General features: G+C 66.0%; 12 protein-coding genes, 1 tRNA gene and 1 pseudogene. 10 read left to right on the forward strand and 4 right to left on the reverse strand.

All coding sequences use genetic code 11. From position 1 onward, the window contains the following. Positions 1-12 precede the first annotated feature (12 nt). Together E3T43_RS14540 and E3T43_RS14545 are read left to right on the forward strand one after the other, a co-directional pair. Entirely contained in the window at positions 13-3321 is a 3309-nt protein-coding gene (locus E3T43_RS14540; protein WP_134472953.1) for an ATP-dependent DNA helicase, read from the forward strand. 56 nt (positions 3322-3377) lie between these two features. Further along, positions 3378-6515, forward strand: a pseudogene (locus E3T43_RS14545) (UvrD-helicase domain-containing protein); the annotation flags it as partial. 50 nt (positions 6516-6565) lie between these two features. Here the strand turns inward: E3T43_RS14545 and E3T43_RS19320 are convergent. Continuing rightward, entirely contained in the window at positions 6566-7720 is a 1155-nt protein-coding gene (locus E3T43_RS19320) for a phosphotransferase (RefSeq protein WP_134472955.1), read from the reverse strand. A gap of 83 nt (positions 7721-7803) precedes the next feature. Here E3T43_RS19320 and nudC point away from each other — a divergent pair, with 83 nt between their 5' ends. Together nudC and E3T43_RS14560 are read left to right on the forward strand one after the other, a co-directional pair. Beyond that, on the forward strand, positions 7804-8883 hold the full coding sequence (gene nudC / locus E3T43_RS14555) for an NAD(+) diphosphatase (protein ID WP_134472956.1): 1080 nt from the start codon (positions 7804-7806) through the stop codon (positions 8881-8883). After that, entirely contained in the window at positions 8880-10595 is a 1716-nt protein-coding gene (locus tag E3T43_RS14560; RefSeq protein WP_134472957.1) for an ATP-dependent helicase, read from the forward strand. Before nudC ends, E3T43_RS14560 begins: the two co-directional genes overlap by 4 nt. 853 nt (positions 10596-11448) lie before the next feature. Here E3T43_RS14560 and adhP read toward each other — a convergent pair. Then, the gene (gene adhP, locus E3T43_RS14565) at positions 11449-12459 is read right to left on the reverse strand and encodes an alcohol dehydrogenase AdhP (protein ID WP_134472992.1); all 1011 of its coding nucleotides are present in this window, start codon (positions 12457-12459) and stop codon (positions 11449-11451) included. A gap of 157 nt (positions 12460-12616) precedes the next feature. Further along, positions 12617-13918 carry a zinc-dependent metalloprotease gene (locus E3T43_RS14570; protein WP_134441325.1) on the reverse strand — a complete coding sequence of 434 codons (1302 nt, stop codon included), beginning with the start codon at positions 13916-13918 and terminating at the stop codon, positions 12617-12619. A gap of 226 nt (positions 13919-14144) precedes the next feature. Here E3T43_RS14570 and E3T43_RS14575 point away from each other — a divergent pair, with 226 nt between their 5' ends. Both E3T43_RS14575 and E3T43_RS14580 read left to right on the forward strand, forming a co-directional pair. Beyond that, positions 14145-15245, forward strand: a complete 1101-nt coding sequence (locus E3T43_RS14575; RefSeq protein ID WP_134472958.1) for a PDZ domain-containing protein — start codon at positions 14145-14147, stop codon at positions 15243-15245. 122 nt (positions 15246-15367) lie between these two features. Further along, the gene (locus tag E3T43_RS14580) at positions 15368-18301 is read left to right on the forward strand and encodes a UPF0182 family protein (RefSeq protein ID WP_174844353.1); all 2934 of its coding nucleotides are present in this window, start codon (positions 15368-15370) and stop codon (positions 18299-18301) included. 529 nt (positions 18302-18830) lie between these two features. Here the strand turns inward: E3T43_RS14580 and E3T43_RS14585 are convergent. Then, complete coding sequence (locus E3T43_RS14585) at positions 18831-20477, reverse strand: HNH endonuclease signature motif containing protein (RefSeq protein WP_166791340.1); 1647 nt, start codon at positions 20475-20477, stop codon at positions 18831-18833. Between the two features lie 642 nt (positions 20478-21119). Here E3T43_RS14585 and E3T43_RS14590 point away from each other — a divergent pair. The 4 genes from E3T43_RS14590 (at position 21120) to E3T43_RS14605 (ending at position 24228) form a co-directional block, all read left to right on the forward strand. After that, positions 21120-21193, forward strand: a tRNA-Met gene (locus E3T43_RS14590). A gap of 229 nt (positions 21194-21422) precedes the next feature. Beyond that, positions 21423-22382, forward strand: a complete 960-nt coding sequence (locus tag E3T43_RS14595; protein ID WP_134472960.1) for a sugar ABC transporter substrate-binding protein — start codon at positions 21423-21425, stop codon at positions 22380-22382. Beyond that, positions 22379-23434, forward strand: coding sequence for an ABC transporter permease (locus E3T43_RS14600; RefSeq protein WP_198414374.1), 1056 nt, complete (start codon positions 22379-22381; stop codon positions 23432-23434). The genes E3T43_RS14595 and E3T43_RS14600 overlap by 4 nt, the downstream gene beginning before the upstream one ends. Beyond that, entirely contained in the window at positions 23431-24228 is a 798-nt protein-coding gene (locus E3T43_RS14605; protein WP_134442656.1) for an ATP-binding cassette domain-containing protein, read from the forward strand. Before E3T43_RS14600 ends, E3T43_RS14605 begins: the two co-directional genes overlap by 4 nt. Positions 24229-24307: the final 79 nt, after the last annotated feature.

Below are 24307 nucleotides of genomic sequence, written 5' to 3' on the forward strand. Positions count from 1 at the left end.
TACCGTTGAAATGTGACCAACCACGACCTCGACGCCGACCAACAGGCTGTTCTCGATCTCCCCGACGCGGTGAGCGCCGCCGTTATCGGCGCGCCCGGCTCCGGCAAGACCAGCACGCTCGTTGAACTCGTCGCCGACCGGGTGTTGAACCGGGGGTATTCGCCGAGCGCGGTGCTGGTGTTGGTGCCGACGCGCGCCGGTGCCACCGCGCTGCGCGACCGGATCGCGCTGCGCCTGGCCGTGCCGACCAACGGGCCACTCGCTCGCAGCGCCAACTCCGTGGCCTTTCAGATCGTGCGCTCCGCGGTCGCCCAGGCCGGTGGGCCCACTCCAACCCTGCTCACCGGCGGCGAGCAGGACCAGATTATCGCCGAACTGCTGCAGGGCCACCTGGACGACGAGACGGCCGGAGCGCCGAGCGGCCCGGTCTGGCCAGACACCTTGGGCGCTGACGTACGCCAGTTGCGGGGATTTCGTACCGAACTGCGCGATCTGATGATGCGCGCCGTGGAATATGGCGTCACTCCGGACCAGCTGGAGCGTTTCGGCCTCGGGCGGCCGGAGTGGGTGGCCGCTGCCGAGTTCATTCGCGGTTACGAAGAGGCCAAGGACCAGGCCCGCCCCGGGCAGTATGACTCCACCGAGCTGGCCCGCTATGCCGCGGCGATCGTGGCCGGAGCCGAGGTGGGCCCGGCCGGGGCGGCGACGCTCGGTACCCTGGCCGGACTGCGCCTGATCGTGCTCGACGATGCCCAGGAAGTCACCCAGGCCACGCTCACCCTGCTGGCCCAGTTTCAGGCGCGCGGGGTCGCGATCATCGCCGTCGGCGACCCGGATATCAGCACCGGATCATTCCACGGTGCGCATCCGGATGCCCTCGGTCGCCTCGGTCAGTACCTCGGCCTGGGCCCGGTCGGGGCGCCGGTGGGGTCATCGGTCGGACCCGCGGCGGCTTCGCCGTCCGGCGGGATCGCACCGCCGATCGTACTCGGCACCGTCTACCGACACGGCGCGGGCATCCGTCAGGTGATTCAGCAGATCACGAGTCGCATCGGCGCGGCTGCGGCCGGCACCCAGCGTGCGGCGGGCAGCGTGCAGGCCGAACCCGACGCGGTGAGCGAGATTGCTGTCGACGGCTCCGATGATCCTGCGCTCTCGGCTCCGAGTGCCGTGACTGCGCCCGAGACGCTGACCACGCCGGACGCCGTCCCCGAACCGTCCGTGCACACCGTCATCGCGACCAGCCCGGCCGACCAGCTCGCGGTGATCGCCCGGCTGCTGCGCGAACGCCACGTGATCGACGAAACTCCGTGGTCGCGCATGGCCGTGATCGTGCGCACCGGTTCACTCGTTCCCTCGATCTCCAAGGGGCTCGCCGCGCTCGAAGTGCCGACCCAGGTGTCCACGGCGAGCACGGCCCTCCGCGACGAGTACGCGGTGAAAGCCTTCATTCTCGCCCTCGAGGTCACCCTCGGCCGCAAACCGCTCGACCCCGAGGCCGCAATCGAGTTGCTGCGCGGTCCGCTCGGCGGCCTCGACCCGATTACCCTGCGTCGGCTGCGCGCCGCGTTGCGTCAACAGGAGCTGGCCACCGACACCCCCACCCCGCGCAGCGCCGATGAACTCCTTGTCGCCGCCCTGCACGACCCTGAGCTGCTCGCCACCATCGACAACCGCACCGCCCGCCGTGCGGCCGGTTGCGGAGCGAGCCTGCGCCAGGCCGCCATCGAGTACGCGGCCGGCGCGACCATCGAAGAGCTGCTCTGGGGCCTCTGGCAGCGCAGCGGTCTCGACCGTGATTGGAAGGAGCAATCCACCGGCACCGGAATCGTCGCCGACGAGGCCAACCACAACCTCGATGCTGTCGTCGCTCTGTTCTCCGCGGCCCAGCGTTACGTCGAACGAACCCCGTCGGCCCCGCCGGTTTTGTTCCTCGAACACCTCGTCGACACCGACGTGCCCGAAGACACCCTGGCGCCGCGCGCCGTCGGCGCGGCCGTCACCGTGTCCACGCCGAGCGGCACCATCGGGCGCGACTTCGACATTGTCGTGCTGGCCGGTGTGCAGGCCAACGTCTGGCCCGACCTGCGCATTCGCGGCTCCCTGCTCGGCGCCGGCGACCTCGCCCTCATCGCCTCCGGGCAAGACGCATCCGGTACTGACGCCCGCACCGCGGTGCTGCACGACGAACTGCGCATGTTCGCTCAGGCGGCCAGCCGGGCCACGACCGAACTACTCGTCACCGCCGTCAATAACGAAGAGAACGAACCATCGGTGTTCTTTCGCCTGTTGCCGCAGCCTGCTCCCGCTCTGGGCGCCGACGACCCCGCCCACTACCCCGTGTCGCTTCGCGGTCTGACCGGAAGGCTGAGGCGCGACCTGACCCGCGCCATCCACTCGCCGGGTCGGGTCGACTCCGCCACCCGGGCAGCGGATGCCGCAGCCACGCTCGCCCGGCTCGCCGACGAAAACGTGCCAGGTGCCTCGCCCGACGAATGGTACGGCCTGGCCGACCCGAGCACCGTGCGCCCACTCAACGACCCGGAGGCCGGCGACCAACCGGTGCGGGTATCGCCGTCGCGCATGGCAGCCTTTGAAACCTGCCCGCTGCACTGGCTGATCGGTCAGGTCGGTGGCGGCGATTCCAACACCGCGGCCAACCTCGGCACGATCATCCACAAGGTCATGGAAGACGCCACCGATCGGCGCCCAGAAGCCCTGTGGCAGGGGGTGGAGGCCCGCTGGAACGAGCTCGACTTCGACGCCGACTGGCAGTCCCGGGTGCAGAAAGTTGCAGCCAGGGAGCTCACCGATCGGCTCGCCTCCTACCTGCTGGATTTCGAGAACGGCGGCGGAGAGCTGTTGAGCGCCGAGGGCACCTTTCAGCTCGAAGTGAGCGGTGCCGTGCTGTCGGGCACCATCGACCGGGTCGAACGCCAGGCCGACGGCCGGGCCGTGATCGTCGACCTCAAAACGGGCAAGGGCGATGCGACGAGCGATACCGGAGTCGCGGAGCATCCGCAGCTCGGCGCCTACCAGCTGGCCTTTCAAGAAGGCGCCATCGACGGTGTGTCCTCGGACATGGCCCTGGCCGGTGCACGATTGGTCATCGTCTCCTCGGGCACCGTCAAGCAGAACTATCGCAATCCCACCCAGCCCGCTTTCACTCCGGAGCAGCTCGAGGCCTTTCGCACCCGCGTCGGTGACGACGCTGCTGGCATGGGCGGCGCCACCTTCATCGCCGAAATCACCTCGCACTGTCTCGACCCCAGATCCCACGGGTCCTGCCGCATCCACGTCATCAAGCAGGTCAGCTCATGAGTCGTCTCAGCACCGCCACCACGGTCTCCGCCCTCGATATCGCGGCGGCGCTCAACATGTTTGCGCCGACTATCGAGCAGCAGGCGGTCATCGAAGCGCCGCTCACGCCGACCCTCGTCGTCGCCGGAGCCGGCAGCGGCAAGACCGAGACCATGGCCAACCGGGTACTCTGGCTGCTCGCCAACGGCCACGCCCGTCCCGACCAGATTCTCGGACTCACCTTCACCCGCAAAGCCGCCGGCGAGCTCAGCGAGCGCATCAACAAACGCATCAGCGATCTCGAAACGGCCGGCCTCATGCCGCTCGCCGCCGACCCCGACTCCGCCCATGGCACGGCCGCCGAGTCGTCCGACTTATTCAACACCCCGAGCGTGTCCACCTACAACTCCTTCGCCAGCCGCCTGTTCACCGACAACGCCCTGTTGCTCGGCCGCGAACCCGAGTCGGTGCTGCTGAGCGAAACCAGCGCCTGGCTCCTGGCCCGTCGCGTCGTCATCGACTTCGGCGACGGGCGGCTCGTGCCCTTCGGCAAAAGCCTCGACCTCGTCACCGATGCCGTGCTGCAGCTCAGCCGTGCCCTGGCCGAGAATCCGCCGGCCGTTCACCTTGGTCAGCCCGGAGCTCCCCACGACCTCAGGGCACTGGTCGACAGTTTCGGCTACCTGCCCGATTTGCCCTACGGTAATCCGCGCAAGAAGACCCCGTACGGGTCGGTCACTGACTCCCTGGCCGCGGTCGCCCCGCTTCCAGTGCTGGCCGAGCTGGCCGCTCGCTACAGCAGCGAGAAGCGTCGCCTAGGACTCATCGAGTTCTCCGATCAAGTAGCCCTGGCACTGCAGGTCTGCCAAAAAGTCGACGCCGTCGTCGACCGCTATCGGGACCAGTACCGCGTGGTCCTCCTCGACGAATACCAGGACACGTCGGTCCTGCAAACCGAGCTGCTGCACACCCTGTTTCGCAACCATCCGGTGATGGCGGTTGGTGATCCCCACCAATCCATCTACGGATGGCGCGGCGCCAGCAGTGCAAACCTGCTCGGCTTCGGCCGAGACTTCAACACCGGAGACTTCAGCCCAGCAGCAGCAGCCCCGACTATGTCGTTGTCCTTCACCTGGCGCAATCCGGCGCTCGTCCTCGACGCTGCCAACGCCCTCGTCGCCCCGCTGAGCGCCGCGCTTCGCGCAAAACCGGGCGGAATCCAGGTCGAAACGCTCAAGGTTCCCGCCGGCACCCGGCCCGGCGCGGTCGACGCGCTCATGGCTGAAACCATCGCTGAGGAGGCCGGAGCCATCGCCGACTGGTTCGCCACCCGTCTGGTCGGCGAACACAGCGGCGCGATGCTGTTTCGGGCCCGCCGCGAGATGGAATACTTCGCCGAGGTACTACGGGCGCACGGCGTGCGTGCCCACGTGCTCGGACTCGGTGGGTTGCTCTCCACCCCCGAGGTCGCCGACGTTGTGAGCGTGCTGCGCGTGGTGCACGATCCCGCCGCCGGCAGCGAACTCGTGCGTCTGCTCAGCGGTGCCCGCTACCGGGTTGGTGCGCGCGACCTGCAGGCGCTCGCCGACGTGGCGCGCTGGCTGGCCGGGCATGACTGGGCCCAGAAAGCGATCTCGGCCGATCTGCGCGGCAAGCTGCGGGCATCCGTCGCCGGCGATGAGGGCAGCTCACTCGTGGATGCTCTCGACTTTCTCGGGTCAGCGCCCGACTCGCACGGCCAGCTCGCCGGGTTCAGCGACCTCGGCCGGGCCCGGGTGCAGTCGGCCGGCCGTCAGCTGGCCTGGCTGCGCTCCCGAGCAGGCCTGCCTCTGCTCGACTTTGTACGCCTGATTGAGCAGGAATTTCGGCTCGACGTCGAGCTGATCGCGAACGAGGCCAACGACCTCGGCCTGGCCAACCTGTATTCCTTCCACGACACTGTCTCGGCCTTTCTCGACAGCGACGAGCAGGGCACACTGGCGAGCTTTCTGCGCTGGCTCAAACGGGCCGAACTGCAGGACGATCTCGGCCCGCGCGCTGAACTGTCGGAGCAGGGCACCGTGCAGCTGCTGACCGTTCACGGTGCCAAGGGCCTCGAATGGGATTTCGTCGCCATTCCCAACCTGACCGAGAAGAGCCTGCCCGCCGCCTCTCGCGATACGAGCGGATGGCTGCGGTTCGGCGAACTGCCCTATGTGTTCCGCGGCGACCGGTCCGAGCTGCCCGATCTCGACATCGTCGGCCACGACACCCAGTTCGACTTCGACCTGGCGTTTCAGGCCTACAAGGCCGAGCTGGCCGACCGGCACGACGACGAGGAGCGCCGCCTCATCTACGTCGCGACCACCCGCGCCAAGCGCGAGCTGCTGCTGACCGGCTCATTCTGGGGCCCCGGAGTCACCGCTCGCAAACCCAGCCGTTACCTCACGGAACTCGCCCTGGCCGGGCTGATCGCGAAGATCCCCGACGCGCCCGCCGAGTCTGAGAAACCCGCCTCGGCGTCCAGCGGCACCGAACTGTGGCCGTTCGACCCGCTCGGCGGCAGACGGGCGCTGGTCGAGGCTGCCGCAGCGAGGGTGAGCGCGAGCGAAGCGGATGTCCCCACTCGCTGGTCGCACGCCGTCACCCTGCTGCTTACGGAGCGAGCCCTGCGCCTTACCGGCGGCGAGGGTGCCCCGGTGCCCACCCGCATCCCGGCCTCCCGGTTCAAGGACTACGTCGACGATCCAGCCGGTGTCGCGGCGGAGCTGCGCCGCCCGATGCCGCAGCGTCCGTACCGGGCCACTCGGCTCGGCACGCTGTTCCATTCCTGGGTCGAGCGTCGGGCGGGAGGAGCCACCGGCACCGACCGCGTCGATGCCAGCCTGTTTGACCTCGATCTGGCAGACGAAGACCAGGGCACCGGCACACTCGAGCAGCTTGACGTGCCGGAGCAAGAGCAGTTCGCGGTTCTCCAGGCCACCTTCGAACGCTCCGAATGGGCCGAGCGCAAACCCGTCGACGTGGAGATTGAAATTCACCATGTGCTCGCCGGGCAGGTTTTCGTCTGCAAGCTCGACGCCGTCTACCGCACCGAAACCGGCTACCAGGTCGTCGACTGGAAAACCGGGCGGGCACCCAAGAGCGCTGCAGACCTGGAACTCAAGCAGACTCAGCTTGCGCTGTACCGGCTCGCCTACGCCCGCTGGAAGGGGATCGATCCGAGCATCGTCGACGCCGTCTTCTACTTCGTCGCCGACGACACCGTCGTCGCCCCCGAGCGGCTCTACTCGGAGGCTGACCTTTTGGCGGCCTGGTCCGGGGCGATGGCCCCGGTGCTGGAATCGTCAGAATCAGAATCAGAATCAGAATCAGAATCAGAATCGACGGTTAGTCCCGAAAAGTTGTAGCTGTCGGTGTGCATCGCCGCGTGCTGGTCGTAATCGCGGGCGGCGCGCGGCATGTGGTCGAGCATATTCTCCACGTCGCCGACGCTCATGATCGGGCCGGTTTCGGGGGAGAGCGGCTGCTGGGTGTGGCTGTGCACCGTGTCGACCAGGCCGTCGAGCATGGCGACGGCGTCATCGACGATGGACTGGTCGTGGCTGCTGGAGCCGTGCAGCAGCCAGCGGGCCAGTTCCAGCTCGGCATAGAGCATGGCGCGCTGGGTGATGTGCGTGTCGCTGCCCTGGCGGGCGCTGGAATAGGCGTCGATGGCCAGTTCGGCGGCGTCACCGCGCGCGGCGAGCAGCCAGTGCAGGTCGCGCGCCGGGTCGCCGACGGCCAGCCCGGACCAGCCGAGAATCCCCGACACGGCGTCGTCGGTGATCAGAATGGAATCGGCTGACATCGACCCGTGCACCACGGCCGGCGCGAACTGCCACAGGGCCTCGTCGTCGGTGGCCTGCTCCCAGCGGCGCAGCAACGCGGCGGGCAGGTAGCCGGTGCCCGCCGCTCGATCGATCAGGTCGATGGCGTCCTTGCGGCACTGTTCGGCGCTCTGCTGCGGCAGCCCGGCGGTGCCGATGAAGGCGCTCGGCAACGAGTGGATGGCGGCGATCGCGCGGCCGATCGACCCGGCGACGCCCTCATGCCCGGTGAGGGCATCCGCATCAAAACTGTCACCAGCCAGCAGCTCATAGACCACAGCACGGGTGCCCTGAATCGGCGTCTGGCCGACATACTCGGGCACGTCGAACGGCAGCCGGCTGCGATTGCCAGTGGTGAGCGCGCGCAGCGCCACGAGGTCCGCGGACTGCTCGGTTTCGGCCGACTGGCTGGTGGGAACGCGAATAATGAGCGCCCGACCGGCCTTGTCGATGACGAGCGCCGAGTCGAAGAGTCCGTGCGCGCCGGCACTGTGCTTGCGGGCGTAGGCCACGTCGAGCCCCGGAACAGCGGAGGTGGCTAACGCGGCTAGAGTGAGTTGAGTTCTGGCCATGCCTACTAGGTTAGATCGACTTGCGGTCTGGCGGTTATTCGCCACGCCTCCACCCACGTTCTTGCAGAGCTCGGAGATATACCATGTCGTTCACTTTCACGACGCGGTTGCCGCTGTCTCGCCAGGCGGTCGACCGTGACCACCTCACCCGCGGCCTGCCGGACCTGTTCGACCAGCTCTGGGCGGATGCCGCCACCCGCGTTCTGCCCGTCTGGCACGGCAAAATTCTGCTCGCGCCGCACGATGCTGCCAGCACCGACCCGGCCAGCATCGACCCGGCCAGCATCGACCCGGCCAGCATCGACCCGGCCAGCATCGACCCGGCCAGCACCGAACCGGCCAGCATCGACCCGGCCAGCATCGGTGTGCACCTCGCCCTGCTGCCGCCCACGAGTCTGCACAATGCCGGCCTGCGGGTCTACCTCGGCCGGTCCCTGCCCGCCGACCTGCCCGAGACTGCCGGTACCCGCATCGTTGCCGTGCAGCTCGATGATGACGCTGCAGTCCGGCTGGAGCCCGACGAGAGTCGCTGGGTGGGCCTGCGCACCGTTGCGACCGTGCTCGATGACCGTGACGCCGGCCTGTTCACCGAGGCCCTCGGCGTGCTCAACTGGCACGCTTCGCACGGCCACTGCCCGCGTTGCGGCGCCGCCACCCTGGTCGAGGAAGGTGGCTGGGTACGCCGCTGCCCGGTCGACAACAGCCAGGTCTTTCCGCGCACCGACCCGGCCGTCATCGTGCTCATCACCGACGCCGACGACCGCATTCTGCTCGGCTCCAATGCCATGTGGGAGAACAACCGGTACTCGCTCCTGGCCGGATTCGTCGAGCCCGGCGAGGCCCTCGAAACGGCCGTGATCCGCGAAATGTTCGAAGAATCCGGTCTGCGCGTGACCGATCCGGTCTACGTCGGCTCCCAGCCGTGGCCCTTCCCGGCCTCGGTCATGTGTGGCTTCACCGCGCGCCTCGCCCACGACCAGGCGGCCCATGAGCTGCTGCCCGACGGCGCCGAGATTCTCGCGCTGCGCTGGTTCAGCCGAAAAGACCTGCTCGATGCCGGTGAGTGGATGCTGCTGCCCGGCCCGTCCTCCATCGCGCACGCCATGATCGAGCGTTGGCTCGGCGCGCCGTTGCCCGCCGCGACGGAATTGATTCGTCCGTGACGGCCACCGCCGACTCGCTGCTCCAAGGCCTCGATGAACAGCAGCGCATTGCCGCCGAAGCGCTGATCGGCCCGGTCTGCATGCTCGCCGGCGCCGGAACCGGCAAGACGCGCGCCATTACCCACCGCATCGCGCTCGGCGTGCTGACCGGCGCCTACGCCCCCAACCGGGTCATGGCGCTCACCTTCACGAGCCGTTCGGCCGCCGAACTGCGCGGGCGCCTGCGTCAGCTCGGCGCCGGGGGAGTGGCTGCGCGCACCTTTCACGCCGCAGCGCTGTCCCAGCTGAACTACTTCTGGCCGCACGTCGTCGGCGGGCAGGCGCCGCGCATCCTCGACGGCAAGGGCCGCATTCTCGGGCACGCCGCCGAGGCTCTGCACCTCAAACTCGACACCGCCACGCTGCGCGACCTCGCCGCCGAGGTGGAATGGCGCAAAACCAGCGGCCTGAGCATCGAGCAGTACGCGGCCGGCATAGCCCGCCGCAGCCTGCCGGGCCGACTCGACGTCGACCAGGTCGTCGCCCTGCAGCAGACTTACGAGAAGCTCAAAGACGATCGCAAGCAGATCGACTTCGAAGACGTCCTGCTCGCCATGGCCGGCATGATCGAGGCCGAACCCTCCGTGGCCCTGCAGGTGCGCGAGCAGTACCGGTTCTTCGTCGTCGACGAATACCAGGACGTTTCGCCGCTGCAACACGACCTGCTCGCCCTCTGGCTTGGCGACCGCCGCGATCTCTGCGTCGTCGGCGACGCGAGCCAGACCATTTACTCCTTCGCCGGTGCTCGCAGCGACTACCTGCTGGACTTTCCGAAGCACTACGAAGACGCCACCGTGGTGCGGCTCGAACAGAACTATCGCTCGACCGCGCCGATCGTCGCCACCGCGAACCAGCTGATGCGTGGCCGGTCCGGCGCCCTGACCCTGCAGGCTGCCCAGACCGATAGCGGCCCCGACCCAACGGTGCGCGGCTACGCCTCGGACATGGCCGAGGCCCGCGGCGTGGCCGAGCAGATTCTGCAGCTCATCTCGGCTGGTACCAAACCCGAAGACGTGGCCATCTTGTTCCGAGTCAACGTGCAGGCCGCGCTGCTCGAAACGGCTCTGACCGAGGTGGGGGTGAGCTACCAGATTCGCGGTGCCAAACGGTTCTTCGACCTCCCAGAGGTGAAGCAGGCGGTGATGAGCCTGCGGGCGGCATCCGTTTCAATCATTGGGGAACCACTGTTCAAATCGGTCAGTGACGTGCTGCGGTCGCTGGGCTGGAGCCAGACCGCCCCGGAGACCCGCGGCGCCGTGCAGGCGCGGTGGGAATCGCTCAACGCACTGATGGGCCTGGTCGACCAGGCCGCTGCCGGAACCACGTTCCGACAGTTCACCGACGAGCTGATGGAACGTCAGGCCGGCCAGCACGAACCGACGGTGTCGGCCGTGACGCTCGCCACGATGCACTCCGCCAAGGGCCTTGAGTGGGACGCGGTGTACGTGGTCGGCCTGAGCGAGGGCCTGGTTCCGATCAGCTATGCGAGCACGTTCGAGCAGATCGACGAGGAACGCCGGCTGCTCTACGTCGGCATCACCCGCGCCCGGAAGCGACTCGCGCTGAGCTGGTCATCCTCTGGGGCACAGGCGCGGGCAGCTCGCGAACGCTCGCGTTTTCTGGAAGAGCTTGGCAGCCGCACCGCTCGTGCAGCCGGTGTACGGAGCCCGTGACCGCACCGCCCCGCGCGTCCAGGCGCAGTGACCGGGTGAACAACACGGATCGGCCTAGTTCCAGGCGATCCTGAACGAGTCCGGCCACCCGGGCGGCGAGCTCGAAGCTCAGCCGTGGAGTTTCGCTTGGGGCCTCGCGCAGCACGAGCTGACAGGCCATGGCGGGCCAGGACGGATCCGTGTCGACGTGGGCGAGCTCCAGACAGGTCAGGCAGGGTCCGCGGCCAGGTTCGACGAGCGGACCCACCCGCGCGGCGCTGTCGCTGAAGACCACCGGCAGGTGCGGAATGTCGCGGCGCAGCCAATGCCCGTGCCGTTCAGGCGCGAAGACGTACTGGCCGATCAACACGGCCAGCTCGGGGTCGTCTCCCGGAGCCGGCTCCTCGATTCCGAGGTTGGCCAGCAGCGCGCGCAGCCGGGTCGCGGTCGGTCCGTGGCCGTCAACCAGCACGGTGCGGGGCAGCGGGGTTACCGGTGCCGGCGCATCGTCTGGCACGTACAACAGTGCCGGTTCGAGCAGGTCGAGCAGGTGCGTCACTTCGACAGCGGATGCCCCGGCGGCCGTTCCGAGCAGCATCGCGCCCGATCGATGCACCCCCGCAGAAAGCGCGGACAGCACAGCCTCATGAGCGGGCGTCAACCCGCCGATCGTGACAATGGCTTGGTCGATGCCGAGCTGCACGCAATTCGGTGTGCGCCACACCAGCGGATACCGCGGATTCAGTCTGAGGGCCATGCCGACATGATGACGCGTCTGGCGGTCGCGCGTAAAAGTTATCCACAGACGGGTGCGGGCCCGCTTCCACCGAATATTGGGATTCGGTGGTCACGCGGCCCGCACCGTCAGGTGTCTTCAGTAGCGGATGACGACGCGACCGTCGATCTTGCCGTGCTTCATCTCGTCGAGCACCTCGTTGACCTCGTCGATGCGGCGCTCAGAGACCGTGGGGTGGATCTGGCCGCGCGCGTAGAACTGCAGGGCTTCCTCCATGTCCTGGCGGGTGCCCACGATGGAGCCGCGAATGGTGAGGCCCTTGAGCACGATGTCGAAGATCGGGGCGGGGAAGTCTCCCGGCGGCAGACCGTTGAAGACGATGGTGCCGCCACGGCGGGTCATGCCGATGGCCTGGCCGAATGCGGCCGGATGCACAGCGGTCACGAGCACGCCGTGCACACCACCGGTGGCTTTTTGAATGGCGGCGACCGGGTCTTCGTCCAGCGCATTGATTACGAGCTCGGCGCCATGCTTGCGGGCCAGGGCGAGCTTGTCGTCGGCGATATCAACGGCCGCGACGCGCAGCCCCATCGCCTTGGCATACTGCACGGCGATGTGGCCGAGGCCGCCGATGCCGGAGATGACGACCCACTGGCCCGGGCGGGCCTCGGTCATCTTGAGGCCCTTGTAGACGGTGACGCCAGCGCACAGCACCGGGGCGATCTCGATCGGGTCGGCGCCGTGGGGAATGCGCACGGCGAAGCGGGCGTCGACGAGCATGTACTGCCCGAACGAACCGTCCACGCTGTAGCCGCCGTTCTGCTGCGCTTCGCACAGGGTTTCCCAGCCGGTGCGGCAATACTGGCAACTGCCGCAGGCGCTCCAGAGCCAGGCGTTACCGACCAGGTCGCCGATGTCGAGGTCCTTGACGCCGTCACCGAGGGCGACGACTTCGCCGACCCCTTCATGGCCCGGAATGAACGGTGGGCTCGGCTTAACCGGCCAGTCGCCTTCCACAGCGTGCAGATCGGTGTGGCAAACTCCGCTGCTGATCAGTTTGACCAGGGCCTGGCCGGGGCCGGGGGTCGGAACGGGCACTTCGTCAATGGTGAGGCCCTGGCCGAACTCGTGCACGACGGCCGCGTGCATGGTCGTTGGCAGCCGGGTGGATTCGTAGCGCGCCTTGAACTCGTCCGTCGCGCCGGTGGTGGTCTCGGTTATCGTCATTGCCAAACTCCTTCGTTTGGGACATTTCGTCCGTTGAACGACGGTAGATCGGCACAGGTTGCGGCAACGTTGCGCGCCGCTACTCCTCGTGCGGGCGCTCGGCTCCGTCGTCCCGCAGCAGGTCTTCGAGAGCCTGGTCGACGTCGTCGAGCACCTCGGGCCCCCCTCGGGCTGCGCTGGTCAGCCGAATGATCAGCGGCTGGGGATCGTCGATGTCTTCCGAAGTGGGCAACAGGTCGGGGTGCGACCAGAGCGCGTCGCGCGCCTCATTGCCAACGGCATCCGTCACGGCCTGCCACATCGCTGCGGCCTCCCGCAGCCGGCGCGGACGCAGTTCGAGACCGACCAGGGTCGCGAAAGCGGACTCCGCCGGACCGCCTGAGGCCCGGCGGCGTTTGACCGTCTCGGCGATGGCATCCGCTTTGGGAAGTCGAATCGTGGCACGAGCGGTGACGACGTCGACCCAGCCCTCGACCAGGGCGAGCATCGTTTCTAGGCGGGACAGAGCAGCAAGCTGCGACTCGGACTTCTGCTGAATGAGGGAACCGTCGACCATCGCCTGGCGCAGGTCTTCGGGGTTGGACGGGTCGAAACTTCCGGCCAGGTCTTCGAGACGGCTGGAGTCGATGCTGATGCCGCGTGCATAGGCGGTGACCGCGCTGGTCAGGTGCAGGCGCAGCCAGCGGGCGTGGCGGAACAGTCGCGCGTGGGCGATCTCGCGCACGGCGAGGTAGATCTGCACCTGGTCGGCCGGAACGTCGATGCCGGCTCCGAAGTCGGCAACGTTCTGGGGGAGCAGGGCGGCCTGCTGCTCACCGAGCAGCGGAATGCCGACATCGCCGCCGCTGACGACCTCGCTCGCCAGCTGGCCGACGACCTGGCCGAGTTGCATGGCGAACAGGGTGCCGCCGATGCTGCGCACGAGCTGGCTCGCGTTGGCGACCATGCCCTGCATCTCTTCGGGAACCTGTTCGGCGAAGACCCGGGTGAGGGAGTCGGAGATGCTCGTGGCGACGGGTTCGGCGAGCTGGGTCCAGAGCGGCATGGTCACGGTGACCCATTCGCGGCGGGTCATCAGGCGCGGTTCGACGGTGAGTTCGGCCACGGTAATGACGTCATCGAGCCAGAGGGCCGCAATGTGAAAGGCCTGGCGCAGCTGGGTCTGCTGTTCATCGGTCGCGCTGAGCTGACCGGTGGCTGCTCGCTGTTCACCCTGGGTGAGGGCGATCTTCCAGTCGACGCCGGTGCCTTGGGAGTTCATGGCGCCCTGCAGCTGCTGCATGAGCGCGGCGACGCTGGCCGGGTCGTTGGGCAGACCGGCAGCGCCGGCGAGCTGGCTCGGGTCGATGCCGCTCTTGCCGCTCAGAATGTCGCGCAGCATGTCACGAAACTCGTCGCTGGGTTCGCCGGGATTCTGATTGTTCGGGTTCTGATCGTTCGGGGGTAGGGAGTCGTCGGCCACTTCAGGCCCCTCTCAGTCGCATACTTCTACGCTAGTGCGAGTAGCCCGCTCGGGGCTGGGAAATATCCTAGGCTGAACGGCTTGCTGTGCGCCCGTCGCGAACACGACCCGCAACCTGGCACGAATCAACACTCAAAGGACCACGATGGCGCTCTTCACCAATGCACCGGCACCTCGACGTGCCGGACGCTCTGGCCCGTCCCTCGGTTGGACGGCACTGCTGATCGCCCTCGTCGCCGGAGTGATTCTCGGCATTATGCCGGCGCCCTACGTCATCGAGAAGCCGGGTCCGGTGTTCAACACCCTCGGCACCGCCACCTACGACGACGTCGAAACCGCTCTCATCACCATCCCCGACGAGACCGTCTACCCGACCGGCGGCACCCTCGATCTGCTCACCGTGTCGCTCTTCGGTAACCGGGAAGACCGACCGAGCTGGCTCGCCGTGGCCGGTGCCTGGCTCGACCCGAGCGAGGCCGTCCTCCCCATTGACCAGGTTTTTCCCGACAATGTCAGCACCGAGCAGCGCGACGCTCGCAGCAGCGCCGACATGATTAATTCCCAACAGGATGCCATCGCCGCCGCCCTCACCCACCTCGGCTACGACTACCCCACGATGGTGTCGGTGGTGAGCCTGCCCGACGGTTCTCCGGCCGCGGGCGTGATCGAACCCGACGATGAAGTGACCGCCGTGAACGGTACCGCGGTGGCCAATGTCGCCGAACTGCGCGCGGCTTTGCAGGACAACGGTGCCGAGACCGCGGCGAGCGTTGACATCGTGCGGGGCGGCCTTGCCCGGACCGTCGAGGTCACCCCGATCGACAACAACGGCACGATCGTGGCCGGTGTCAACGTGTCGGTCGCCTACGAATTTCCGTTCGAGGTGCAGATCCAGCTCGACAAGGTCGGCGGCCCGAGCGCCGGCATGATGTTTGCCCTCGGAATCATCGACAAGCTCACTCCCGGCGAGCTGCAGGGCGGCGAGAACGTGGCCGGCACCGGAACCATCGACCAATCCGGCGCGATCGGCCCGATCGGCGGCATCCAGCAGAAGCTCTATGGCGCGCTCGAGAGCGGCGCGACCTGGTTTCTCGCCCCCGCCGAGAATTGCGGCGAGGTAACCGGAAATATCCCCGACGGCCTGACCGTGTTCTCAGTCGCCACCCTCGACGAAGCGCTCGACGCGCTCGACGCGATCAAGACCGGTGCCGACACGAGCGACCTGCCGAGCTGCCCGGCCAGTTGACCCGTGGCGAACGAGCAGTAGTGATGACTCTCTCAGGGCCGCCAAAGTATGATGGTGACAGACCCTGATCCTGTAGCAAATGATCACCCTGTATCTAATAACTGAGCGCAAGAGGCCAATTCGTGACTTCATCATCAGCCGACAACGTCCCACGGCGCAGCCGAGCCCCGCTAGCAATTACCGCAGCCATTATCGCAGGGTTGGTGATCCTGTTCTTTATCTTCGCCGGACTGTATACCGATGTGCTGTGGTTCGACCAGCTGGGGTTCGTCAACGTTCTGACCACCCAATGGATCGCCGGCACCGTGCTGTTTTTGATCGGCTTCGTCACGATGGCCGTTCCGGTCGGGGTGAGTATTCAGCTGGCCTACCGTCTGCGCCCGGTCTACGCGAAGCTCAACTCGCAGCTTGATCGCTACCAGCAGGTCATCGAGCCGCTGCGTCGCCTCGCGATGTATGGCATCCCGGCCCTCCTCGGGCTGTTTGCCGGTGTGGCCGCTGCCACCCGCTGGCAGACCGTGCTCATGTGGCTCAACCGCACCGAAACCGGGCGGGTTGACCCGCAGTTCAACTTCGACATCTCCTTCTATCTGATGGACCTGCCGTTCTATCAGGCCGTGCTCGCCTTCGCATCCGCTGTTGTGCTGATTTCGGCGCTCGTCTCGGTCGCGACCAGCTACCTGTACGGATCCATTCGGGTGTCCGGGCGTGAAGTGCTCATCTCCAAGGCCGCGCGCGTGCAGATCGCCATCACCGCAGCCCTCTATCTGCTGCTGCAGGCCGTGAGTATCTGGTTCGACCAGTACTCCACCCTGACCAACAACAACGCCCTGATCACCGGTGCCGGCTACACCGACGTCAACGCGACCATCCCTGGCCGCGCGATCCTTGCCGGCATTGCCGCCGTCGTCGCCCTGCTCTTCATCCTGACGGCCATCATCGGCCGCTGGCGTCTGCCGGTCATCGGCACCGCGCTGCTCATCGTGTCGAGCCTGCTCATCGGTTCGCTGTACCCGTGGGTCGTGGAGCGCTTCCAGGTGGAGCCGAGCGCGAAGGCACTCGAGGCCGAATATATCGAACGCAATATCGACCTCACCCGGGATGCCTACGGCGTCGCGGACATCGAGGAAATTGCGTACGACGCGAAGACCACCGCCGAGCCGGGAGCGCTGCGCGCCGACGCCGCGACCACTGCCAACATTCGTATTCTTGACCCGGCCCTGGTGAGTGACTCCTTCGGCCAGCTCGAGCAGTTCCGCCAGTACTACCAGTTCCCGGACAACCTCGACGTTGACCGCTACGTGATCGACGGTACTTCGCAGGACACCGTCGTCGCCGTGCGTGACCTGAATATCGACGGCTTGAACACCGGTAACACCTGGGTCAACTCCAAGACCGTTTATACCCACGGCTATGGCATGGTCGCCGCATACGGCAACCAGCGCTCGGTCGACGGCCAGCCGGTGTTCCTGGAATCCGGCATTCCCACCAGCGGTGCGCTCGGCGAGTTCGAACCGCGCATCTACTTTGGTGAGACCTCGCCCGAATACTCCATCGTCGGTGACGAAGAGGGCGCCAACCCGATCGAGCTCGACTATCCGTCGGGTGAAGAGGGCGCTGGCCAGACCTACACGACGTTCTCCGGAGACGGTGGACCGACACTGGACAATGCGTTCAAAAAGCTGATCTACGCGCTGAAATTCCAGTCGGAGCAGATCTTCCTCGCCGCCTCGGTCAACGACAAGTCGGAGATTCTCTACGACCGTGACCCGGTCACCCGCGTGCAGAAGGTCGCGCCGTACCTGACGCTCGACTCCGACGCCTACCCCTCGGTCGTTGACGGTCGGGTTATGTGGATCGTTGACGGCTACACCACCTCGGCGGATTACCCCTATTCCACCCCGGTGAGCCTCAGTGAGGCCATCGCCGACACGCAGACACCGGCCCAGCCGTATGCGCTGGACAGCATCAACTACATGCGCAACTCGGTCAAGGCCACCGTCGACGCCTACAGCGGCGAGGTCACCCTCTACGCCTGGGACGACGAAGAGCCGCTGCTGCAGACCTGGCAGAAGATCTTCCCGTCGTCGCTCAAGCCGATGAGCGAGATGAGTGGCGACCTGATGAGCCACGTGCGCTACCCGGCCGATCTGTTCAAGGTGCAGCGTTCCATTCTTGGTCAGTACCACGTGACCGACCCCGGTTCGTTCTACTCGAAGGACGACGCCTGGATCTCGCCCAACGACCCTGACTCGCCGGCGACCAACCCGACGCTGCAGCCGCCGTACTACCTCACCATGCAGGTACCCGGCTCGGACCAGCCGTCGTTCTCGCTGTACTCCACTTTCCAGCCGGAAGCGACGGGTGAATCCAGCCGTAACGTACTCTACGGTTACCTCGCTGTAGACGCAGACGCTGGATCGGTAGACGGCGTCAGAGCGGATGGCTATGGCCAGCTGAGGCTGCTCAACCTGCCCAAGGACGGTACGGTACCTGGCCCCGGTCAGGTGCAGAACGTGTTCAACGCCGACCCGACAGTGTCGACCGAGCTCAACCTGCTGCGTCAGGGCTCGTCGACCGTGCTGAACGGTAACCTGCTGACCCTTCCAGTTGGTGGCGGACTGCTCTACGTGCAGCCGGTTTACGTGCAGTCCACGGGCGAGACCAGCTATCCGCTGCTGCAGAAGGTGCTTGTGGCTTTCGGTGACCAGATCGCGTTCGAGGACACCCTCGACGGCGCCCTCGATGTGCTGTTCGGCGGTGACTCTGGTGCCACCGCTGGTGATACCGACGTGCCCGAAGATGCCACCACGAACAACGGTGGCTCCACCGACCCGAGCACCGACGGTTCGACCGGCGGCAGCACCGACGTACCGACCGGGTCGACCGGCGATGCCACAACGAATGCCGAGCTCAAGTCGCTGCTCGCCGTCGCCAAGACGGCGCTGGCAGAAAAGGCGGCCGCACTCGCCGACGGTAACTTCGCCGACTATGGCACCGCCGACGCGAAGCTCGAAGACACGATCGCGAGCATGCTGGCCCTGCTCGGCGAGTAGCCAGACCGCACCACACAGGCCGCAAGCCTTCACTCTCTCGGGTGGGGGCTTGCGGCCTGTGGTATTGGAGGGCAGAGTGCGCCCGCCAGACGTGAGCGAGCGATGTGAGAAGCCGAAGATTCGGCCGGTCTCGACAACGGCGCCCTTCCACTCTCCGAGGCTGCCGAAACCGCCACAGTCACGAAACTTACCAATCTCGACAACGCCACCATTCCGTCGGTCGTCTCTCGACAAGCTCGACAACCGGGTCGAGGCCGCCATAGCCCTGCGCTGGCTGTCTGCTCAGCCCAGCCATCCCGTTGGCCGCGCACGCGACCGCGCGGGCCTACTTTTCCCAGTGTGGTTTCTCGGCCGGGGTGGCGGCACGGTTTTGTCCGGCGGGGCGCCAGGTGTGAGTGGGGTCGAAGATGAGGGGTCCGCGAACCCAGGGGCGGCCGTCTCTCATGTCAATGTCCCAGCCGGAGGTCTCGATGCTCGCATGCCCGGCGTTACAGATCAGTACGCCGTTGTCGATGTTGGTGAGGCCGCCCTAGCGCCAGGGCACGACGTGGTGCGCTTGGGTTAGCTGCGGTGGCACGGTGCAGCCGGGGATGACGCAGCCGCCGTCGCGGGCGGCTAATGCGCGGCGCTGACTGGCGGTGAAGAACCGGTTGCTGTCGCCGAGGTGCAAAACCTGACCCTGGTGGCCGAACAGCACGGGCTGATACCCGCCGGCGCAGAGCAGCTCATCGACTTGTTTCACGGTGAGGGGTCCGTCGATGCCGTCGATCCAGCCGGCGCCGCGGCCGGCGAGGAGGTCGTTGATAGTGATGTGCACGAGTACCGTCGGTGCCGCGCCGCCCATCGTTGGGGTGCCCGGCTGCCGGGCGGCCGCTTCGAACACCGCGCGGAGGATCCCGGCCTGCTTCTCACTGATCGAGCGGGTATCGGCGGGTTCCTGCGGGCAGGGGCTGAGGGCCTGGCCCGCGTTTGCTCCGGTCCGCTCGTCGTAGCCCTGGTCGTAGCCCTGGGCATGGCCGATCGGGCCGTTCTCGTCGTCGGCCTGCCCGTGCTGGCCCCCGGTCTGCTCGCCGCTTTCGCAGTGCTCGACCGGGACATCGTTCGAGGCCTGCGCGCTACGGTCATCGTTGGCGCAAATCGTGAGGACGTCACTGGCGCTGCTATCAGTGCTGGTGCTTGCTTTGCTGTCATTACCGTCGCTGTCCGTGATGCCGTCGGTTTCATCGTTGTGCGTGCTGTCCGCATCGGATAGTTCGCACGGTTCGGTCTCGTGGAAGGCGACCGTGGCTCGGGGAATCGCGCCGGGAACGGGGTTTACGGCAGCGGAGGAGAGGTAGGCGTCGAAGACGGTGCTGATGATGGCGCGGTCGAGGGTGGTCAGCCAGCCGTTCAGGCTGTAGCCGCCGTTATTCAGTCCACCGAAGGCGAACCAGCTGCGCTGTTCCGCCGTGGCCTCACCCGGAGCGCACCCGTCGGGCGCGAGGCGCGCCTGCCACGCGATGCCCTGCTGCCGGAGTAACTCCGGCGCAAATGCGATACCGGCACCGGGCAGCCCCTCGGTCTCCGGGGTAATGGCGCCGGACCCGCTCGCTACCAGGGAGCGCTCGACGCGGTCGAGGTCATCCACCAGCACCGAGGCACGCAGGCCGTCGAGCACGGATACGATGACGCGGGCTTGCTCCACTCCGAGCTCCCCGCCCTGCAACGCCTCACCCACCACGGGGTAGGTCGGTGCGAGGGGCCGGCCGAGCAGCATCCGCTCGCCGGCATTCTTGCCGAGCGACGCGCGCTGCCGCACCTCACTGCGGGACAACCGCGCCAGGGTGGACACCAGCACGAGGCCGCTTCGGCAGCCGAGCCGACGTGCCAGAGACACCGCGCCAGCCGCTTCTATCTCGGTCTGATCGGCCGTCTTTGCCGTAGCAGTCTTAGCAACGGACGCATCAAGGTATTCGGAGCGGCGCAGCACATCCGTCGTGGACAGCACCCGGGCACCATCAACAACCCGGCCGACGCTCTCGAGGGCGAGCAATATGCTCAAGGATTCTTCATCACCCAGCGACCCGAACGACACCGAACTCAACGCTTTCAGGAGAATCTCCCGAGCCTGCCCGACCGCCACAATGACAGCATTCGAACTGGCCTCACCGGTGTTTTCCATGAACATGGGCGCCATTGCCTCCTTCGCAATGATTCTACTCCGCATCGAACACAAAAGCGAGAGCAACTCATTTTTTATTTGTACGGAGAAATTTCAAACTCCAGTGGTCCGATCCGTAGTTCTACGTGATTCACCTTTGAATGAGCGGGAGTTCACTGGCGGTCATCATCTGAGGCGGTTGGTCAAGTTGATAGTAAATCGAATATATAAGTGAAACTTTTACACTGTTTGTTCATATGGCCAACACTGCGGAGTAATGCATTCCACGCCACACTTCGGGTGAGCCGCGATACCGGGCCGAGGATCGGACAGTGGACCCAGTCACCGCTGGGCCTGGAATAGAGCGTCTCTGAGATGCGGCGAGGCCGGGAGCGCTGAGACGCCCGGAAGTGGTGCACTGGGAACGCTGCGGACCCGTGGCGTGCAGTGGCAAGGTGGAAGGCCGCGGATCTTCCCGTGAATCGATTCCGACCACACCGGGTTAGAGCATCTGTCCATACCTGAACACCTGTTGGTGCGGAGAATGGCGATCACTTGCGGCTGTCCTGCTTGATGGTGTTTGATGCCAGTAGAGGAACCCATTTTCGGCGCCCAACTGGAAATATCACCACAAGTGGTCGACCGAGCTTTCAGGGTGTGCTAAATTTGTACTTGTAGCGCGGGGTGGAGCAGTTCGGTAGCTCGCTGGGCTCATAACCCAGAGGTCGTAGGTTCAAATCCTGCCCCCGCAACAGATGCCCCCGGAACCCTTGGTTCCGGGGGCTTTTTTGTACCTTCCGTCCGCTGGGCGCCTGACTTTTGCTAATCGAAGTCTCGACAGGCTCGATCCAGGTCTTGGCGAGATCACTTTTGGACAAGATGAGAAGGTCGGGAGCGAATCGGGCGCGTGACTGCGATTTGGATCGCGTACGTCGATTTCACGCTGGACAGGCGACAATTGATGCAACGAAGGTTGCAGACATGAAGAAGAACAGAAACTGGCTCGCCGCGCTCATCGTCATTCCCCTGGCGCTGGCAGGATGCACGGCCAATTCGGCAGACACGACGACCGCCGCATCCGCGGAGATTGTCATCGCCGTCGTCACGCACGGAACACCGGGCGACACCTTCTGGGACGTCGTCAAGAGCGGCGCGGAGCAGGCCGGCACCGACCTCGGGGTGACCGTCACGTACCAGGGCGATGGCGACCCGGTGAAGCAGAGCCAGCTGATCGCTGCAGCCATCGCCACGAATCCGGATGGCCTCATCGTCTCGATGGCCAACCCCGACGGCGTTCGGAATGCGGTTGAAAAGGCGGTCGCCGCTGGCATCCCGGTGATCACCATCAACTCCGGCCTTGATCAGTCCAAGGAATTCGGTGCCCAGACCCACATCGGTCAGAGTGAGTTCATCGCCGGCCAGGGCGCGGGCGAGCAGCTCGCCGAAGCTGGTGTCAGCAACGTCATCTGCGTCATTCACGAGGCCGGCAACACCGGGCTGGAAGAACGCTGCGATGGAGCAGCTGACACCCTCGGCGGCACGGTCACCAACGTTCAGGTTGACGTCGCGAACATCGCGGACGCTCAGAACACCATCAAGAGCAGCCTTCTGGCCGACTCGTCCATCGATGGCGTGCTCACCCTGAACCCGGGCATCGCCGTCGCGGCCAGCCAGGCCATCGAGGAAGCCGCCAGCACGGCGCAACTGGCGACCTTTGACGTGTCTTCCGACGTCACCCAGTTGATACTCGACGACAAGATCCTGTTCGCCGTCGACCAGCAGCCCTACTCCCAGGGCTACCTCCCGGTGACCTTCCTCACCCTGCAGGCTCGCAACGGCGATGTTGTCGGCGGCGGTCTGCCGGTCTACTCCGGCCCCGGCTTCGTCACGAAAGACAACGCAGCCGAGGTCGCGAAGTTCGCGAAGAATGGAACGCGATGACCCGTACCGCACCCGCGGTGACTGATGAACGGATGATCGATGAAAGGCTCAAGCCAGCCGGTCTCATCATCACGCTGCTGCGCCGACCCGAGGTCGGCGCAGCAGTGGCCGCCCTCGCCATCTTTATCTTCTTCTCGGTCTCGACGCAGGCGTTTCTGACGCCTGCCGGCGTGGCCACCTGGCTCTACTCGGCATCGCTGTTCGGCATCATGGCCGTCGCGGTTGCCCTGCTCATGATCGGCGGGGAGTTCGACCTCTCCGCCGGCGCCATGGTCGGTACGACCGGACTGATCGTTGGAATCGTCACAACCGAGTGGGGCGTCACTATCTGGCTCGCCCTCGTGATTGCCCTGGCGATGGCCCTGGCCCTCGGCGCGGCGAACGCCTTCGTGGTGATGAAGACCGGGCTGCCGAGCTTCATCGTCACCCTCGCCACCTTCTTCATTCTGCAGGGAGTGAACCTCGCGGTCACCAAGATCATCACCGGCACGGTGTCTATTCAGGGCATGAGCGACGTGCCCGGCTTCGATGCTGTCAAGGTGTTCTTCGGCTCCTCGTTCGCATTGTTCGGCATGGACGTGAAGATCTCCATCGTCTGGTGGATCGCGATAACCGCTTTCGCCACCTGGATTCTGCTGCGTACTCGCTCCGGAAACTGGATCTTCGCGGTCGGTGGCCAGATCGAAAGCTCACGCCAGGTGGGCGTGCCTGTCATGAAGGTCAAAATGGGCCTGTTTATGACCACCGCCGGTGCGGGCTGGCTCGTCGGAATGCTCCAGCTGTTCGATGTCTCGACGGTGCAGGCCACGACCGGAATCGGCCAGGAATTCATCTACATCATCTGCGCTGTGGTCGGCGGATGCCTGCTGACCGGCGGCTACGGATCGGCCATCGGTGCGGCGCTCGGCGCTCTCATCTACGGCATGACCCTGCAGGGCATCGTCTTCGCCCAGTGGGATAACAACTGGCTCAAAGCATTCCTCGGTGGCATGCTGTTGCTGGCCGTGCTCGTCAACCTTTATGTACGCCGCCAGGCAGGAGTTCGCTCATGACGCCGGGAGACACATCCGCTGCCCCGCCCATTCTTGAGGTTCGGGATATCGGCAAGACGTATGGTTCGATTCTGGCGCTGCAGGGAGTATCGGCCTCGGTTGGAGCAGGTGAGGTCCTCTGTGTGCTGGGGGACAACGGTGCCGGCAAGTCGACCTTCATCAAGATTCTCTCCGGGGCGCACGCGCACACCCACGGCAAGCTTCTCGCCTACGGTGTCGAGCGCACCTTCGGCAGCCCGCGCGAGGCACTGGACCTGGGTATCGCCACGGTGTATCAGGACCTCGCCGTGGTTCCGCTGATGCCGGTCTGGCGCAACTTCTTTCTCGGCTCCGAATTGACGCGCGGGTTCGGCCCGTTCAGCCAGCTGGACGTCAAGGGGATGCGCCGGATCACCAAGGAAGAACTCGCCAAGATGGGCATCGACCTGCGCGATGTCGACCAGCCGATCGGCACCCTGTCGGGCGGTGAACGCCAGTCGGTGGCCATCGCCCGAGCCGTGTATTTCGGCGCGAAGGTTGTCATCCTCGACGAGCCGACCTCTGCTCTGGGAGTCAAGCAGGCCGGTGTCGTGCTGAAATACATCGCTCAGGCCCGCGATCGCGGCCTCGGCGTGGTCTTCATTACGCACAACCCGCACCACGCCTACCCGCTCGGCGACCGGTTTCTGCTGCTGAAGCGTGGAACCAGCCTCGGCGGTTTCAAGAAGAGCGAGATCACGATCGAAGAGATGACCAAGCTCATGGCCGGGGGAGCGGAACTCGACGCTCTCGCCCACGAACTCGCTCGCGCCTAACCCGCTGGATCTACAAAAAAGTCTGGCCGTCTGACCCTTCGGGGTTAGGCGGTCAGACTTTTTTGATGCTTTTGGCAGG

This window comes from Cryobacterium sp. Hh7, from assembly GCF_004403155.1.
GTDB classification, from domain to species: domain Bacteria; phylum Actinomycetota; class Actinomycetes; order Actinomycetales; family Microbacteriaceae; genus Cryobacterium; species Cryobacterium levicorallinum.

Coding starts and splice junctions, on each gene's coding strand:
- E3T43_RS19320 (WP_134472955.1), bottom strand. CDS start 7,720: ATGGCCAGAACTCAACTCACTCTAGCCGCGTTAGCCACCTCCGCTGTT.
- nudC (WP_134472956.1), top strand. CDS start 7,804: ATGTCGTTCACTTTCACGACGCGGTTGCCGCTGTCTCGCCAGGCGGTC.
- adhP (WP_134472992.1), bottom strand. CDS start 12,459: ATGCACGCGGCCGTCGTGCACGAGTTCGGCCAGGGCCTCACCATTGAC.
- E3T43_RS14570 (WP_134441325.1), bottom strand. CDS start 13,918: ATGCTGCGCGACATTCTGAGCGGCAAGAGCGGCATCGACCCGAGCCAG.
- E3T43_RS14575 (WP_134472958.1), top strand. CDS start 14,145: ATGGCGCTCTTCACCAATGCACCGGCACCTCGACGTGCCGGACGCTCT.
- E3T43_RS14585 (WP_166791340.1), bottom strand. CDS start 20,477: ATGGCGCCCATGTTCATGGAAAACACCGGTGAGGCCAGTTCGAATGCT.
- E3T43_RS14595 (WP_134472960.1), top strand. CDS start 21,423: ATGAAGAAGAACAGAAACTGGCTCGCCGCGCTCATCGTCATTCCCCTG.
- E3T43_RS14600 (WP_198414374.1), top strand. CDS start 22,379: ATGACCCGTACCGCACCCGCGGTGACTGATGAACGGATGATCGATGAA.
- E3T43_RS14605 (WP_134442656.1), top strand. CDS start 23,431: ATGACGCCGGGAGACACATCCGCTGCCCCGCCCATTCTTGAGGTTCGG.